The sequence below is a fragment of the Lactococcus sp. EKM203L genome (assembly GCF_011800585.1).
In the GTDB taxonomy this organism is placed as follows: Bacteria; Bacillota; Bacilli; order Lactobacillales; family Streptococcaceae; genus Lactococcus; species Lactococcus lactis.
Genome location: NZ_JAALEQ010000001.1, coordinates 375,960 through 391,732, shown reverse-complemented (window position 1 = coordinate 391,732; position 15,773 = coordinate 375,960). Strand labels below are relative to the sequence as shown.

The 15,773-nt window shown below is 36.3% G+C and carries 16 protein-coding genes; all 16 read right to left on the bottom strand.

The window, feature by feature from the left end; all coding sequences use genetic code 11:
• Window positions 1-391: 391 nt before the first annotated feature.
• The 16 genes from HFD15_RS02140 to HFD15_RS02065 all read right to left on the bottom strand — a co-directional run bounded on the left by HFD15_RS02140 (window position 392) and on the right by HFD15_RS02065 (window position 15,765).
• Complete coding sequence (locus tag HFD15_RS02140) at window positions 392-1,465, bottom strand: ParA family protein (RefSeq protein WP_081041340.1); 1,074 nt, start codon at window positions 1,463-1,465, stop codon at window positions 392-394.
• A gap of 180 nt (window positions 1,466-1,645) precedes the next feature.
• Window positions 1,646-2,050, bottom strand: coding sequence for an arsenate reductase (thioredoxin) (gene arsC / locus HFD15_RS02135; protein WP_012897990.1), 405 nt, complete (start codon window positions 2,048-2,050; stop codon window positions 1,646-1,648).
• Window positions 2,051-2,144: 94 nt separating this feature from the next.
• Window positions 2,145-3,428 (bottom strand): LysM peptidoglycan-binding domain-containing protein, encoded by a 1,284-nt coding sequence (locus HFD15_RS02130; protein WP_167593207.1) that lies wholly within the window; start codon window positions 3,426-3,428, stop codon window positions 2,145-2,147.
• Window positions 3,425-3,775: a holin gene (locus tag HFD15_RS02125; RefSeq protein WP_167593259.1), complete on the bottom strand. Its 351-nt coding sequence runs from the start codon at window positions 3,773-3,775 to the stop codon at window positions 3,425-3,427. Before HFD15_RS02125 ends, HFD15_RS02130 begins: the two co-directional genes overlap by 4 nt.
• A gap of 133 nt (window positions 3,776-3,908) precedes the next feature.
• Window positions 3,909-5,024, bottom strand: a complete 1,116-nt coding sequence (locus HFD15_RS14240; RefSeq protein WP_238785271.1) for a pyocin knob domain-containing protein — start codon at window positions 5,022-5,024, stop codon at window positions 3,909-3,911.
• On the bottom strand, window positions 5,024-5,161 hold the full coding sequence (locus tag HFD15_RS02115) for a hypothetical protein (protein WP_167593208.1): 138 nt from the start codon (window positions 5,159-5,161) through the stop codon (window positions 5,024-5,026). Before HFD15_RS02115 ends, HFD15_RS14240 begins: the two co-directional genes overlap by 1 nt.
• Window positions 5,158-7,695 (bottom strand): gp58-like family protein, encoded by a 2,538-nt coding sequence (locus HFD15_RS02110; RefSeq protein ID WP_167593209.1) that lies wholly within the window; start codon window positions 7,693-7,695, stop codon window positions 5,158-5,160. The genes HFD15_RS02115 and HFD15_RS02110 overlap by 4 nt, the downstream gene beginning before the upstream one ends.
• A gap of 11 nt (window positions 7,696-7,706) precedes the next feature.
• A complete protein-coding gene (locus HFD15_RS02105; RefSeq protein ID WP_038600483.1) occupies window positions 7,707-8,072 on the bottom strand; it encodes a DUF6711 family protein in 366 nt (121 codons plus the stop codon).
• Window positions 8,073-8,083: 11 nt separating this feature from the next.
• Complete coding sequence (locus tag HFD15_RS02100; RefSeq protein ID WP_167593210.1) at window positions 8,084-12,865, bottom strand: phage tail protein; 4,782 nt, start codon at window positions 12,863-12,865, stop codon at window positions 8,084-8,086.
• A gap of 31 nt (window positions 12,866-12,896) precedes the next feature.
• Complete coding sequence (locus tag HFD15_RS02095) at window positions 12,897-13,268, bottom strand: hypothetical protein (RefSeq protein WP_167593211.1); 372 nt, start codon at window positions 13,266-13,268, stop codon at window positions 12,897-12,899.
• 23 nt (window positions 13,269-13,291) lie between these two features.
• A complete protein-coding gene (locus HFD15_RS02090; protein ID WP_167593212.1) occupies window positions 13,292-13,702 on the bottom strand; it encodes a DUF6096 family protein in 411 nt (136 codons plus the stop codon).
• A 73-nt stretch (window positions 13,703-13,775) separates the two neighbouring features.
• The gene (locus HFD15_RS02085) at window positions 13,776-14,201 is read right to left on the bottom strand and encodes a phage tail tube protein (protein WP_167593213.1); all 426 of its coding nucleotides are present in this window, start codon (window positions 14,199-14,201) and stop codon (window positions 13,776-13,778) included.
• Between the two features lie 12 nt (window positions 14,202-14,213).
• Complete coding sequence (locus HFD15_RS02080) at window positions 14,214-14,576, bottom strand: hypothetical protein (RefSeq protein WP_167593214.1); 363 nt, start codon at window positions 14,574-14,576, stop codon at window positions 14,214-14,216.
• A complete protein-coding gene (locus tag HFD15_RS02075; protein ID WP_167593260.1) occupies window positions 14,576-15,124 on the bottom strand; it encodes an HK97 gp10 family phage protein in 549 nt (182 codons plus the stop codon). The genes HFD15_RS02080 and HFD15_RS02075 overlap by 1 nt, the downstream gene beginning before the upstream one ends.
• Entirely contained in the window at window positions 15,120-15,455 is a 336-nt protein-coding gene (locus HFD15_RS02070; RefSeq protein ID WP_167593215.1) for a hypothetical protein, read from the bottom strand. The genes HFD15_RS02075 and HFD15_RS02070 overlap by 5 nt, the downstream gene beginning before the upstream one ends.
• Window positions 15,436-15,765, bottom strand: coding sequence for a phage head-tail connector protein (locus tag HFD15_RS02065; protein ID WP_058208793.1), 330 nt, complete (start codon window positions 15,763-15,765; stop codon window positions 15,436-15,438). Before HFD15_RS02065 ends, HFD15_RS02070 begins: the two co-directional genes overlap by 20 nt.
• Between the last annotated feature and the right edge of the window lie 8 nt (window positions 15,766-15,773).

Below are 15,773 nucleotides of genomic sequence, written 5' to 3'. Positions count from 1 at the left end.
ATGAAGAAAGCTCAAGGAAATAAAATATCAGGATGATTTATTATAGCGCTATCATTATTTTTTGTCAAGAAAAAAGCGCCCCAGTTAGGAGAGGGACGCTTAGGAATGAATTTATGAAAATTTTATATTTGGAATAGTTATATTATAGTACTTCATTCTTAAATCAAACAAAAGAAAAATATGCCAATAACGCTTAGAGCATTTCTTTTGACAACGCTATCTTTTATTGGTATTCTTAAACTATCAATTAAGAAGGAAACCCGAAATGGTTGGGAGAATATTTTTATTTAGTGGGTTCAATTCCCACCTCCTTCATTATTAAAATCATCCTACTAGTCCGCTGCTAGTAGGATTTTTTTTGCAAAAGAAAAACGCCCTGGAGGGCGAGAGGCTATTTATCCACTAAATTCAATAAACCACCGACTATATTGTCACATTCCTCTTTGAATCCAGATACTTTATCTCTATAGTAATCAGTATTCAAACCATGTTCTGTAAGAATAGTGCTTGTTATGGCTTGAACAGGTAATTGTTCTTTTTCAGAAACCATCGCAAGTTGATTGTAGTCAGGGATATTGGCAATCCGATACGGATCTCTTTTCTCAAAAATTTCTTTAAATTCCTTTGGTGTCACTGCCATACCAAACCCGTTAAGATCATCGGCCAACTCAATTGTAAAGTCATTAAGTTCATCAAGAATTTGCTCAAATCTCTTCGCAGACTTTGTATTCTGTTCATTCTTTCTAGAAAAAGGACGATAGTTCTGACAAACAATTCCTAACATTTTAGGGAGTTGTTTAGTCTTTCTTGCAAATATTTCAAAATCAGATACATTCCTATTCCAGCCTCTAAAAATTTGATTCAAGTTTCTTAAAGCTTGTCTGCTAAAAATACTAGGATTTACAGGTACAATAAAATAATCCGACAGCATTACAAAAAGTTGGTTAACAGCTGACAAAGCTGGAGAAAGATCCACAATAATATAATCTTGACCCTCTCCAAGTTTTTGGAGCGCTTGGTAAACTGAGGTGGGAATATGAGAAAGGGCACTAATCCCTGCCATCGATAAACCTACGCTCTCTTCCAATTCTGCAAAACGCAAAGACCCTGCTAATAATTTAAGATTATCACTCTTTTGAAAAAGTTCTATTTCTCTTATTTCTTGTCCAAATGTTGGTTCGATATATTGAACAAAATACTCATATACGTTATTTTTTAAAAAAAATTCTGAATCATAATTAGCAAATAAATTCATTTGGTTATAATCATCCAAAAATTCATTATCAACTGCTATTTCTGTTAAATTTGCTTGAGCGTCTCCGTCGAGCATCAAGACTTTTTTCCCTTTTTCCGCTAGGCTCCAAGCAACGTTATAAGCCAGAGTTGTTTTTCCTACTCCACCTTTATGATTGAAGAATGAGATTATTTTCGCCACAATATTCTCCTTTATTATTAAAGTTAACATCGGAAGTGTTCTACTTCATGTACACTTACACTTTACTTGAAAGTAAGTGAAATGTCAAATAATTAACTGACAAACTTAACTATTCTATCATAATTTTTATAAGAATTGTGGTAGACTTTTAAATTATAGTTTTTTTAATATATATGTAACAAAAAACACCCGCCGAAGCGGGGTTTAATTTTACACTTTTGTTAATTTTTCAACTCGCTCTTTTATTAAATCTCTAGTTTTTCTAAACTCTTCTAAAATTTCTTCATTTGTTCCTTTTGCTCGAGCTGGATCTTGTAAATCCCAATGTTCGTGGTTTACTCCTTTAGGAATCATTGGGCATTTATCTAATGCATCTCCACATAGAGTAATAATTAAATCACAACTATTAAAGTAATCTATATCAATAAGTTCAGATTTCTGTTGAGAAATATCAATATCTTCTTCTGCCATAACTTGTACAGCTCTTGGATTTAATCCATGAGTTTCTATACCTGCAGATTTCACTTCCCAATCTTTTAATAATTTATGTCCATATCCTTCCGCAATTTGTGAGCGGCAAGAGTTCCCAGTACAAAGAAAGTAAATTTTTCTCATAATATATTCCCTTACTAAATTTTCTTAATATATTATACCTTAATTTATGATTTACCATAACAAAAAAAGCCCTGACCGAAGTCAGGGTTAATTGTTAATAATTTAGGGTTTGACCAGCATAAATCAAATTAGGATTTGAAATACCGTTCATTGAAACTAGACTTTGAACTGTTGTTCCTAAACGACTGGCAATTGATGAAAGATTATCGCCTGAGCGTACGGTGTAAGTTCGTGATTTAGTCCCAGATTGACCGCCTGTGAAACGGATAACCTGACCGGTGTAAATCATGTTCGGATTAGATAAACTGTTCTGACGAGCCAATTCTTGCCAGTTTGTACCCCACTTTGAAGCAATTGCACTTAAAGTATCTCCGGACTGAACAATGTGAGTTTGAGTATCCCCAGTTGAATTACTTCCGCCTGTGTCTAGCGCTTGAACATCACTTGCTGCAACCCAGCTCATGATGTTATCAAGCAAGACTTTATTGCCAGATTTTTGAAGGACTTTATAGGAATTTTCCTTAACCCATTTAGGGATTGCTTGTCCTGTTGAGTAATTTGTGGCACTAAACTTGATTGTGACAGCCATTCCCTCTTGGATTTCACTTGGTGTCACTTCGTTAGCATCTTTACCATCATCAGTGGCTGGTGTGTCAGTATCAGGTTTAGTTGCGTTTCCGTTCTCATAACCTTTGTCAGTGATTCCAGTTAAATCAACATTTCCATCAAGTCCACCAGTAACATAAGTTGAGGTGAATTGGAATACCGAAATTCCGTCCATACTTGGGAAAAAGCTATAGTTAGGAACTGGAGTCACTTCATAGCTTGGATAAGCTGCAATCCATAGTGAGTTAGGGAATTCTTTGATGATTTGCTTATAATTGACATTGGCCAAAGTGTAAGGCTTGTAAGAATAATACATTGGAGTATATCCAGCTGCTTTTACTCGACGCATTCCGTAAAGAATCGCATCAGTATTCGCTTGTTTATCTCCACTTGCTCCACTTTCATAGTCTAAAGCAACAATAGAATTTTTAGGCGTTTGGATTTTTGGCAAGTAGCGGTCAAGTGCTGCTTTTGCTACTTCTTGCGAACCTCCGACTTGATACCAAATATAAGTATGCGCTCGTTTACCTTGAGCAATGGCAGAGGCAACTTGTGTTGGATAAGTGGCTTGGTCAACGAATAAACCGCCATAAGTTCCACCAACTTGACTAAAAGCGAACTTATCATGATCATAGCCAAAATTACCATAGTCTCCGTTATATTTGGACCAGTCCACCCCTTGGTCTCCAACTGCCGCAAATACTGGTCCACTTGCTGCAACAACAAAGAAAGCTACCATTCCAATGGCAGCTTTTTTAATCAACTTTTTCATTTGTTTTCCTCTGTATTTTCATTTTCAATAACATCTGTTTTGCCGTTCTTAGATTTCAAATAATTTACCAACTCTTGAAACATTGGATTTACTTGGCAAATCAATTGAATCATTCGTGCTCCAAAGAAAGCAAGCGAACCATTGATAATCCAATTTACTTCATTTTCATAAGCTCTTGAACTTGAGAAGTGCCAAAACTCAAAGACAATCCAAAATAAAGCGATTGTTGTTAAATCGATGATGATTCTTTTTCTCAAAGGTGGGTCCATTTTCTCCCCATCTTTTAACCATGTTAATCCTAAAATGATTAAGATTAGTCCTGAAACTCCCAATAATTGATACTCCAATTTATATTTTCCTTCCATATTAAAAACCTATCGATTGATAGGTCTGTTATTTTATTTATTATTTATAAGTTAGGTTAGTCAAGAACTTCTAGCCATGCTTTTTCCTCCATTACTCCTTCTTTCTTTTTACTTTCTATCCCAATGGGTAACTTTCTTCAAAACCGCCATAACGTCCACTAGTTGATGCTGGCATAGACCAAATGTTAACATTTCCACCTTCTTGAAATTGAATTTCCATAGGCTTATCGTTATTGTTTGTATTTTGAGTAGTAATCACTTTATTAACTGTACGTGTAGGGCGTAATTCAGCGGGAAGCGTAGCGACAGTTTTTGATTGATTTGCAGTGAAGCTCCCCCAATTTCCTTGACCATTTAAGTGAATAACACCATTGATGATTTGATACATCAAAACAGCACTTGAAACATTACTAAGTGTAATAGGCGTCCAAGTTCTAACATCAGAGGTTGTTTCAATTCTTGTTACAGTCACTTTCCCAGAATCATCAGCCATTACAGTTTTAGACCAAACGCTCCATGCTGCTGGATCTCCCGAAAGAGAGCGACTATATGTCCAAGTGGTATTTTTTCTTGGAGCGTAAACTGTTAATTCTTGAAGTGCACCTATGACTGTTAAAAACGCATAAAATCTAATACCACTAAGCTCAGATGGCAAATTTAGAATATCCGTTCCACCAATAAGCCCACCTATCCGGTAATATCCTGTGGCTGTTACTTTGTTTAAATCGGTTCCACTTGCTAGGTCACCTTTGTTTGCGATAACTTTATTTGATAAATCTGTCAGTGATTGTCCAGTCGCAAACTTTGCATCTGCTTCTGATTTCGAATAAGCTCCAACTTGGCTCGCCGTCACTGAATGAGGATTAGATTTATTGTTGACATGAGAAACAAAATCAGTCTTTGCCGCTTGTTGAATATTATCAACTTTATCAAGGCCAACTTGTGCTGCGGTTACTTTATGCGGGTTAGATATATCACTTGTATGTGAGTCAAACTCTACTTTCGAAGCTTGTTTCACATTAATGACCTTATCCAGTCCAATTTGAACAGCTGTTACTTTGTGAGGATTATTTGTATTCGCAAGATGTGAAGCAAGGTTATTATCGTTGTCGCCAATACCAGATTCCATATGGTTCATACGATTGTCAGTAACAACCGCACCATTTTTGATATTCTCTTCTTCAGTTTTTAGCTCATCATACTTATTCCAAGTTTGCTTTTCATAACTCATTATTGGCCAACCTCCTTAGAATTTTCTTGCTCGTAAGTTTCAACTAATACTGATAATTTAGCGTTATCAAACTCTAGTTGAGTAATTTTAGATAGTAGTTTGTTAATCAATTTTTCTGCATCAATTTCTTTATTCATGCTTCCTCCTCTTTAAAGTTTTGTTCTTCAATTTCTTTTATTTCTTCAAACTTCATATCAGTCAAAGTCAAGCGGTCATTTTCATATCCTCTCCTTTTACCCTTAATTTCCCATGTAAAAGGAAGATTAGGGACAGATGATTGCACTGTGAAACTCGTTTTATCTCTGGATGTAATATAAACAAAACCGTCACTATAGCTTTGTAAAAACACTTGATATTCGAATTCTGTATTAATAACATCAGAAAAATGTTCTTCAATAGGAACAATAACTGTGCAATCTTCACCTGTTTCTGCCGTTCCAATATCACCTAAGTATGACTCAGCCGTTTCATAGGCTGGAGTTAATCTAAGCCCATCTCTTGTGACGTGAGCAGCATTTTTAGAACCAATTACACTTAGACTACCGTTAACACTAAGATTTCCACCAATATTAGTGAATTGGCTAATTTTAACATTACTTAAAATGTTCAAAGCACTTGCTACAGCAGTTATTGCTCCATTGTTATCTCCTGATAGGTAAGTTGCATTACTTCCTATTTTAAAGCCAGTCACTCCCACTCTCAAATTAGGACGATTGTCACCACTAGATTGATATTCAAAGTTTGTTGGAGTATATGAAAGCGAATTATTATCCCCTGTTATTTGCAAGCGATCTAAATCTGCAGAACATGACATAGTATTCCCAACGGCTGAAAAATGTAAGAAATCTTTATCCGTTTTCTGACTATAAATGGATAAAGAACCAGAATCAGAAACATCAAGTCGAACATTTCCTTCTTGCAAATTAATTAACGTGGTATAAAATTTAAAAATTTCTTTGCCATCGCTATTTCTTATCCAAGTAATTGCTCCATTATCCTGAAGCATAGAAAAATCATCTCCCGCAGAAGTGATTTTAGAACCCTTGATTTTTACCCCTTCTATATCAACAGCGGTCAAAGTTCCTGACGATATATTCGAAGCGTTCAAATTAATGATGTTAATTAACGAAGCGTTAATTGTTCCAGCATTTAGTTTTGAAGCGCTCAAATTACCAATCATTGCATCTTTAATGATGGCATCATCTATTCGAGTTTTATCAGTTAACCAAATTTTTGCACCCGTAATTTTTAACCACTCTTTACCATCCATTTCTTGTGATAAATTGATTGTTTTTACAATCTCATCAGAAGGAACAGAATTGTCGATTTTTTCTTGAATTTCATCAGATAATCTTGTAGAAGTAGTCATTACCCAATCGTAAGTTCCGTCCGCAAGTTTTGTATAAATCCATATTTCATCATCAGGACCGTTCTTTTTGAACCAAATATCTCCTTCTTTGGGATAAGGAGGTTCTTCTGTTCCGTCATAAACTGAATTTTTACCAGCTGCATCAACACGAGAATTAATATCTTTGATAATTTGATTAAGCGGTGGGGAATAAGCTGAGACTGTTTGAGCTGAAGAGTTAGTATTAGCTGAACTAGTTGCTGTCAATCCTCCTTTAAAAGTTAAGGTGTAACTTAAATTGGGAGTTTTAAATGGTGTGCCATCTCTATCAGTGAGTGTTAACCAATCGCCTGTTTCTAGTGCTGGATTCCCCCTCCAATTTAAAGTAAAAGGATAAAAGTTGATGTTTTTTACTTTTTGATAAATATCATCAAGTAAACTTTGAGTCATCACTTTATTTTCTAAAACAATTTGTGGACCAGTATTACTACCCGATAAATATGTAACTTGTTCATTTCCACTTTCGCTTTGAACAGGTACTGTACAAGATATCCCACCAATTTTGTACATTAATTCATTTTTTGTTAGCCCCTTTTGAAAATATTCTGCTGGTGAAACTGCAAACTTAGGGTCGATCAATTGCATGATTTCCAATTGATTTGTCCGGCTAAACCTTGCATAACCTGCTTCAAACTGAGCGATTAAACCTATTGCTTGTCTAAAAGTATAACCCTCAGGTTTTCTTATTTTTTGGGTGCTAATCATTGAAAAGTTGGTTTCATTAATGACAGAACCGCTTTTGTTAGCAATCTCTAAAGCTATATCTCGAATAGAAGCAGGGTAGGTCAGTTCAGAAACATACTCATTTTCTAAAAAAACAAAACGATCACTTGCTTCAAGTGTCGTTTTGTTTTCATTTCTATCTGGATCACACTTAGTGACATAAAAAGTTCCAATTGAGACATACTCATAAAACGTTGGTTTATAATGAATCAATTTAGCATAGCCCACTCTTGCGCTTCCCACTTTTTCAGGAGGGATATTATCATAATGATAATCTGCATCATAAGTTGCTATTCCGACTTCTACAGTTACTTCTGCCAGCTCTTTAATATTTTCAATTATTGAACAAAATTCTATTTTTATAGAATTTGAAAATGTTGAACCTATTTGAAATGTTTCACCAGAAATAGAGCCGCCACTGTATACCCAACTATTGATATCATTTTTTGTAAAAATTTTATCACCAACTTTTATTCGAGTCTCAAATCTTCGATTCTCTGCTTTCATAGCAGTGTTAAAATCATCTGAGACAGTAAGCATTTCTTATCCTCCTATTTTTCTATCAGATTCACAGATAAGTTTTCCCACTTCATCGCTTTAAACTTATCGTTCCATGAGTAAGAAGGCATTGTAGAATCCCCAGCATAAAAAGTTTTACTTCTTTGTCTTCCAATTTGTGGGTCTGGATAGATTACTACAAAAAATGGTTGATTAATTCTTTGTAAAATATCAGATACTTCCGAGTCGCTTAACGGGCCCCATTTGATGTTTAATTTAGTTTTTTGAGCAATGACATCTCTTACCATTTCTCCATTTGCATTTCTCCCTGAGGAGTCAGCATCAATTGTTGAAATACTGACGCTGAATTCTTTAGGAGTTTTTACCGTCACTCCATTAAATTGTAGTTCGGCAGACATAATTCCTCCTTCTAAATGTTAAGCTCACTGTACCCAAGCTGTTGATGGTATTTGTTGATTTCTGAAACTGCAATCCGGCCAAACTCTCTGCCTCCGATATTTATCACAATATCTCCATTTGAAGTTTGGCTAGTTTGTGCGCCTAAAGATTGAACAAGCAACATGATGGCACTTGTTAATGAACCATTCATGTTTGCCAAGCCATAGCTTGAAACATCTTGTCCTCCTCCAAGGTTTCCAGAATTACTATAATCAGTTGGTTTGTCCGTGAACATTTCAGGCAACTGCAAAGTTTCAAATGATTTGAAATCGCTGATAGAATTATATGGATTATATTTAGCAGGAACAACCATTTCTCCTTCATGAATCATTGCTAACTGATCTTCAGGAACATATGGCGTACCTTTTGCATAACCGTGTCCATGCCCAATCACTTGAAGCATACCAGGGTCACCATAACGCCCCATTGCATAATGAATTGCAGCAAGTGCATTATCATATCCGTTAAAGATATTTCCATGCCCTGGGAATTTATTTGCATTGAATGTGGCCGAGATGGTTTGTAACAATCCTTTGGCCAAGTCACCAGTAATTGTATTAATATCAGTATATCCACCTTGGACAGCTTTCTCATTACCTCCTGATTCGCTTTGTACTTGTCTTAACCAAGCATTGACATAGTTTTCAGAAGTTGATACACCGTTCATTGACAGAGCTTTTTTAATAACTGGTCGCCACCGTTCAACACCAGTACCAGATGGGCTTTCTGACCCTTCTGAGAACGCCTTTTCAATCATTCCCATCGCTCCATTAGCTATAGTAGATATCCCACCAGTCGCAATAGATAACGCAGGTTCAACTGCTTGAGAAAGATTAGTAAACTTACTTATTGCAATGTTTAAAATCTTTTCTGGATGAGTGGCATAGTCCCAAATATCGCCAACCATTTCTTTGGCTTGATTCCATTTCTCACCCATCCAATTACCGATACCATTTGCATAAGCAGGCATTCCTGACATTGCTTTTGCAGTTTTAGCACCACTCAATACTTGGGTTCCTTTTGGTAAATCAACCATGAGGTTTCTCACTTTAGGGAATAGCCCAGTTTGACCATCAGGTGTTCGATACATTTCTTGCCATTGGCTACCTGAGCCATCATTTACTAATGCTGGCCCTCCTGGGTGACCGTCAGTACCGTTAGCATATCTTGGTACACTCCAGTGACCTAGTCTATTACCTGAACCAACTTTACCAAGAACCCAGTTAATACCGTCAATAACTCCATTAACGGCACCACCAATGACCCCAGCAATACCATTACCAATTGCGGCTGCACCTCTTTTGACTGCATTCACTCCATTTTCAAGACCTGAGCCAATCTTTCTTCCCATATCGGAAGCCCACGAAGCAACATTGTCAAACGCACTTTTGGCAGTAGATTTAATAGAGTTTGCGTAACCGCCCATTCTATCTTTCATATTAGACCAGGCGTTTGAAGCGTTATCTTTCGCATTGTTGGCAGCGTTTGAAACAGAACTTCTTACATTTTCCCAAGCGGTTGAGGTTCCGCTCTTTATCTCATTCCACTTACTCGATACTTTCGAACCAATGGAATCCGCTACGCTGTGTACTGCTGTTTTAGTATCATTCCATTTTGAAGAAGTCCAATTTTTCACATTGTCCCAAGCATCTGATGTACCTTTTTTAACTTCAGACCATTTTGTAGAAACTTTTGAACCAATTGAATCAGCAGTATCGCTTATGGATTTTTTGGCATCATTCCATTTATCAGATGTCCATTTTTTAACATTATCCCAAGTATCTGATGTTGTCTTAGATATATCAGACCATCTATCACTAACCCATTTCTTAGCACCGTCTACCGCACCACCTATAGCATTACTGATATTCCCCCAAATGGCTTTTGAAGTGTCCAGTATCTCTTGTGTTTTATCAGAAATAGTTTTTTTAATATCTCCCCAAATTACACCAATTAAATCTGAAACGCCACCAATAAGGCTTGATATCCCATTTAATAGACCTTGAATTAAGAAACTTCCTATTTCAGCAAATACAGTAGAAGGAGAATGAATTCCAAATAATGATTTAACACCATTTACTATTGGATCTACAAGATTTTCTTGTAACCATGCACCGATGTTTTTTAAACTATCTCCAATACCTTTGAGTAAGCCATCAATGAGATCTGTTCCCATTTTTATTGCGGATTGTAAAAAGTTTTTATTTTTGGCCAACCAGTCACCTAAGCCATTTAGGACGTCGGCTATATTTTGCAACCCATCAACTATATGTGTACCAACCCATTTACCAAGAGGTTGCAAGAATTTTTCCCAAAACCATATAAATAAAGGTTTTAAAACCTCAATTACACCATTAATAACTTTTAAGGCACCAGCTAAAGCCTCAAGAAATACAGGAAGCACATCTTCTATTGTAAATTTAGCAAGTGGTAACAAAACATTCTTGTATAACCACTCTAAACCAGCACCGATATTATCAGTGAGGGGTTTTAAGTTCTTTAATAGCTTCTCTATACCCTTAAGAAGTGGAGAAAAGTCTAATTTCTTAGCCCAATCGGCTGTAGCTTTAGTCATATTATTAAGATGACCAAGTAATCCATTAACAATTTTTAAGATATCAGAAAATATTTTCTTACCAGTTCCGCCTTGTTCCCAAGCCTTTTTAAACTGTTCTGCGAGATTACCTATCGTTTTGAAAATATTGGTAAAAATCTCAAGGAGGTTTGCTGCTATTTCTTTACCAGTTCCATCATTCCATGCTTCTCTAAATGATTTAGCGATTGAATGAAGTAGTTCTAGTATTCTATTCAGCCCATCAAATAGCGATTGGATTAAGGCAGTTCCTCTACCATCTTCGTTCCATGCATCTTTAAACGCTTTAGCTATATCACCAATGATGTTAAGCACATCCGCAAGTAAAATTAATAGATTTTCAATGAATTTTTGACCAGTGCCATTTGTCCAGACTTCCATAAAGGATTTTCCGATAGCACTTGCTAAACCGATAACTTCTCCAAGTGCATATTTCCACGCATCAATAACCTTTTGACCTTGGTTTTTCCATGCATCTTGGAAAGGTTTGAAGAAATCTTTAAGCAAGGTTTGCATATCCTTCATCCATTTAGGAGTTGAATAACTACCAGTCGCAGCCCCAAAATCAATACCTGGCGCTTTTGTATCTTTATTTTTGTCAGTGTCATCATCAGTTTTGTCTTGCAAACCAATACGATTAATCTCATCAAAGCCCATAAGTGAGCGTTGAAGCTTATCAACTTTTTTCTGTGCTTTAGTCGCTGATGAACCAGTATCATTCATTGCTTGAACGTTATTATACAGCCCCTCAGCTCCTTTTTTAGAAGCTTGATAAGTTGTACCAAACAACTGTGAAATGAAGGCTGCAAGCTGTCCTGTTAACGTAGCAATAGCGCTCATCATAGCGTTAATTGCAGGTAAGATGGCTGTATAAATTGGATAGAATGCGGTCATTAAATTCACTTTAATTTGGTTTAGTGAATTTGAAAACTGCTCATTTGTGCTAAGTGCAGCAACAAATCCTTTTGCAAGTCCAGAAATAGCTTTCCCAATTAATTGATAAACAATTAATGAAGGCAACAAATATTTCATAGACTGAAGAAATGCATTGTTACCCATAGACATACTACGAGTGCCTTGTGTTACTTTATTTGAATTTCTTGAAAAGAGATTTCCAAATTTATCTAATATCCCAAATGAATTTTTCAATCCATTTCCAATTCCTCCAGCACCGTGAGAAATGGAGTTTGACATGCGGTTGAACACTCCGCCATATTTAGAAACAGCACGTTCAGATTGTTTCAATCCTGAGCCTGTCATACTAGCCCCAGCCGCAGCTGTTCCAGTTGCCATTGACGATTGACTAAGAACTGAATTAATTCGTCCTATTGCCTTTCTCAATGATTCTGCACGCTCTTCTGTTCTTTGATATTCTTTTTGAAGAACATCGTTACTACTTGCTAACTTCTGCATTTTGTCAGACTGTGCTTGCATTTTTTGAGCAGTTTTCAATGAATCTGGAGTATCAACATTTTTAAATCCTTTGTCAAAGCTTCCGACTGGTTTCAATTGATATTGATATTCCTTTTGTAAAGCTCGAACACTTTCACGCATTGTGTAGTATTTAGCTTCATTGGCATCCATTACTTTTGCAATTCGCTCTAAAGATGAAGGCACTGCATCAAACTCAGTCTTCATTGATCTAGCAAGACTTTTTGCTTGATCTTGGTACTTAACCATTGATGCCTGAGCCCGTGCAATCTGGTCATCATATTTGACCGTTTGACCGCCATCTCCTTTTGCTGAAGAACTTTGACGCTGTGATTTAAGATAAGCCACTTTTTCTTGAGCGGCTTTAGCTTGACCCATTTTTGCATTAATTTCATTTAGCATGGCATCAATTTCTTTTGATACTTTTGGACGTGCTTTCTTAAATCCAGTAGATAAATTATCTCCAATACTTTCTGATGACTTCTTAGAAGAACTTTCAAGATGGCCCATCATTTTTTCAAAAGTCTGATTCATTTTTTCTAACTGTTTACCGAATTGCGTTGCACCTTTATCAATATTCATATTATCTTCGGTCTTTTTCATAGACCTACCTGTGATATTTTGAATTTTTGACATAGCAGATTCAATATTTGGCATTATTTTATCCAAAGATGCCTGAACTCTTGCTGTATTGACGTCTAATAAAACTTCCAAGGTTTCTAATTCCATATTTCTCACCTCCTTTTCTATTCAATATTTTTTAATTTTTCTTTTGACTTTTTCTTTTACGAGTTTCCTGAATTAACATTGCATTTTGTCGCATGATTTCTTGGTCAGTAAGCATCGCTTTTTTCTTTTCTTCTTCCTCAGATACAGCTTGCACTACTTCTTCCTTGAGTTGATTCAAGAAAGGGTAGGTATCTTCATATTTAGGAAAATTCTTTGGATCATTAAAAGCATAGATAGCAAGCCTTTGTTGAGAATAATCAAACATTGCTTTCTCTTTTAGTTCGTTCTCATGCCTTTTTTTATTTGCTTCTACTTGGACCATGATTTCATCAAAAGTCATTGCCCAAAAATCAGTAGAAGAAATACCAGCTTCAACTGCCTGAGGGTATAAATCCTCAAGCATGTTAGATAAATTGTTATAAGTTTTTACAGAATGCTGTCTTCCTCTACTGGTTCGCTGTCCAGAGATACCCCATTTGTCGCCTCTTTCTCCGTTTTCTTGTTTCCGAAAAAACCTGATTCTTCAAGTAATTCATTGATTGCGGCAAATAAATCTAAAGTTGAATGTCCTTCGTCAACATAGCGCCCAAAAGCAGCAACAATATCACTTTCAGATACATTGCTTGTTTGATTAGCGCCTTGCAATACAATTAACAATTTATTTGTCGCCGGGATTTTCGCTTCTCCCTGACCTTTCAAGAACAAACCAACAATTGATTCATCCAAGCGTTTTTCAATTGAGAGAATTGAGTTTCCGTCTAAGCGCAGTTGAAGATTCAATCCACCAAATTCAAATTGTTTTGTGTTAGGCATTTTTACGATATTTCCTTTTGTCATTTTTGTTTCTCCGATTTCTATATTTATAAAAAATAAAAAGGCTAGCCGCTCTGACTAACCTTTAGTTGCTAAATTATTGACCACTGCCAGCTGGAGCTGGTGTGAAGTCTGGACCTTTAGATACAACCACTACTAAGTTAAATCCAAGTGCTTGGTTGACTTCAACACCATCAAATTTATAGGATGGTTGACCTGTAAAGTCGACTTTCATACCATCAGGATAAGTCACTGTCCAATCTACTGACTTACCAGCTTTTACCAATGTATCGACATCTTTGAAGTTGTCTCCTTGGTAGATGATTGCGAATTCCAAATTATCTGAATCCTGAATCCCTGCAATATATGCTTTTTTAGCTGAACCTAAGTGGGTAACATCTACTTTTTCTGGGTCAGAGCCCATTGCTGGAATAGATTTTACCGCTGCAATTGTTTTTGTTGTCGAGCCATCTTTATAAGAAAGCACAGCTCCTTTTGATAATAGACCTGCAAATGTTGCCATGTTTATTTCCTCCTATTTCGAATAAACGTATTTTGTTTTATTATCCACGATTGCGGATAGTTCAATAATGACACGCTTTAAATCTGCTGTATTCGCATCTCTTTGTGTGCCTGTAAAACCAATATCACCAAATTGTTCAATGATATTATTAACGATAGTGGTCAAGCTACTTTTAGAATATAATTCAATTGTGATTGACCATTTTGTTTGAAGTTCCTCGCCACTTCCATCTACAAAATGTGGGTTGTTAACCGTTCTGTAGATAGCTGTAGGAAAAGTATTCCAAGTTGAGGGATAGTCCGTTGCAATTTTTTTAATTTCTGAAACACCGCTCATAACTGAGCCAGCAATAATTTTAATATCAACTCTCTCCATTATTTAAGCTCCCTCAATTTCTTTTGGACATGCTCTTTGTATATCTCAGGCATTTGCGGAAGTATTTCTTTCAATGATGGATATAAGAAAGGCCTTGCTGGTTGACCACTTGTGATGTAGAATTCTTTGCCTTGAATGGTAATCTTAGGCATTCCATAGATTTCATTCAAATCAATACCAACTTCTTCAGCTGGAATGAACCATCGAGTTTGCGTATAAACTGGATTAATTCCTTCAGGTAAATCTTTAACACTAGCCTCACCTTTAGGACCTGTACCAAACTCACGATAAATGGCATGAGCTTTATCCGACCAGACACGCCCAACTACTTTACCTTCCGCATTTTCAACTACTTCTGTCTTCAAGCTTCCAATTAGCTCTCCAGAGCTGAATTTCATACTAGAAGAAAGTCGTAACTCAGCAGCTGAGCGAACCAACTCAGTGATTTCGTAAGTCGCATTATTCACAGCGTCATTTAAGATTTTAGGCATGGCATTAATTTTTCTTTTAAGCCTGTCCAATCCTTTAATTTCAACTCCCAATTTAATCGTTCCTTTCTAACATCACATTGATGTGTGTAGAATAAGGTTGAATCGACTTGATTTTATAATCAGGGTCACTGTCCTTATCAACATATAAGCAGATACCACTGTTTTCATCTCTGCCTTCTTTTAGCTCATCACCTTGATACTTACATGATTTCATGCTAGAAAGCTTTGAGCCGTAAATTGTGGCATTGACAGCACCACTTACGGACTGAACATTCATTTCAAGAGCAACAGGACTTTCCCATGCTATTACATCATTGAATTCTTCGTCCTGCGTAATCGTTGCTCGTCTTAAATAGACAGTAATTAAGTCACGTTTCATCAGGCGCATAAAAACTAACCACCTTTCCGAGTCGATAACGATTCAAGCCACGCTGGATATTTAAAGGAATATCTTCAATAAAGGATTGAGAAACGCCACCTTCTGAACGACTAGACTCTCCTTCTGTGCTTTCACGATTAAAATTAATTGTGGCTAACTGTCGAGCATACAGCCACATTGAATCTAACATCTTATCCTGATTCGTATAATCAAGGATGAGAATAACCGCATCCTCAATTAAACCAGTAGCATCATCGACGCCCAAATCAGTTTTTAAACGTTCAATTGCTTTAGTTTTTGGTTCATTATTCTCATCCATAGATTATT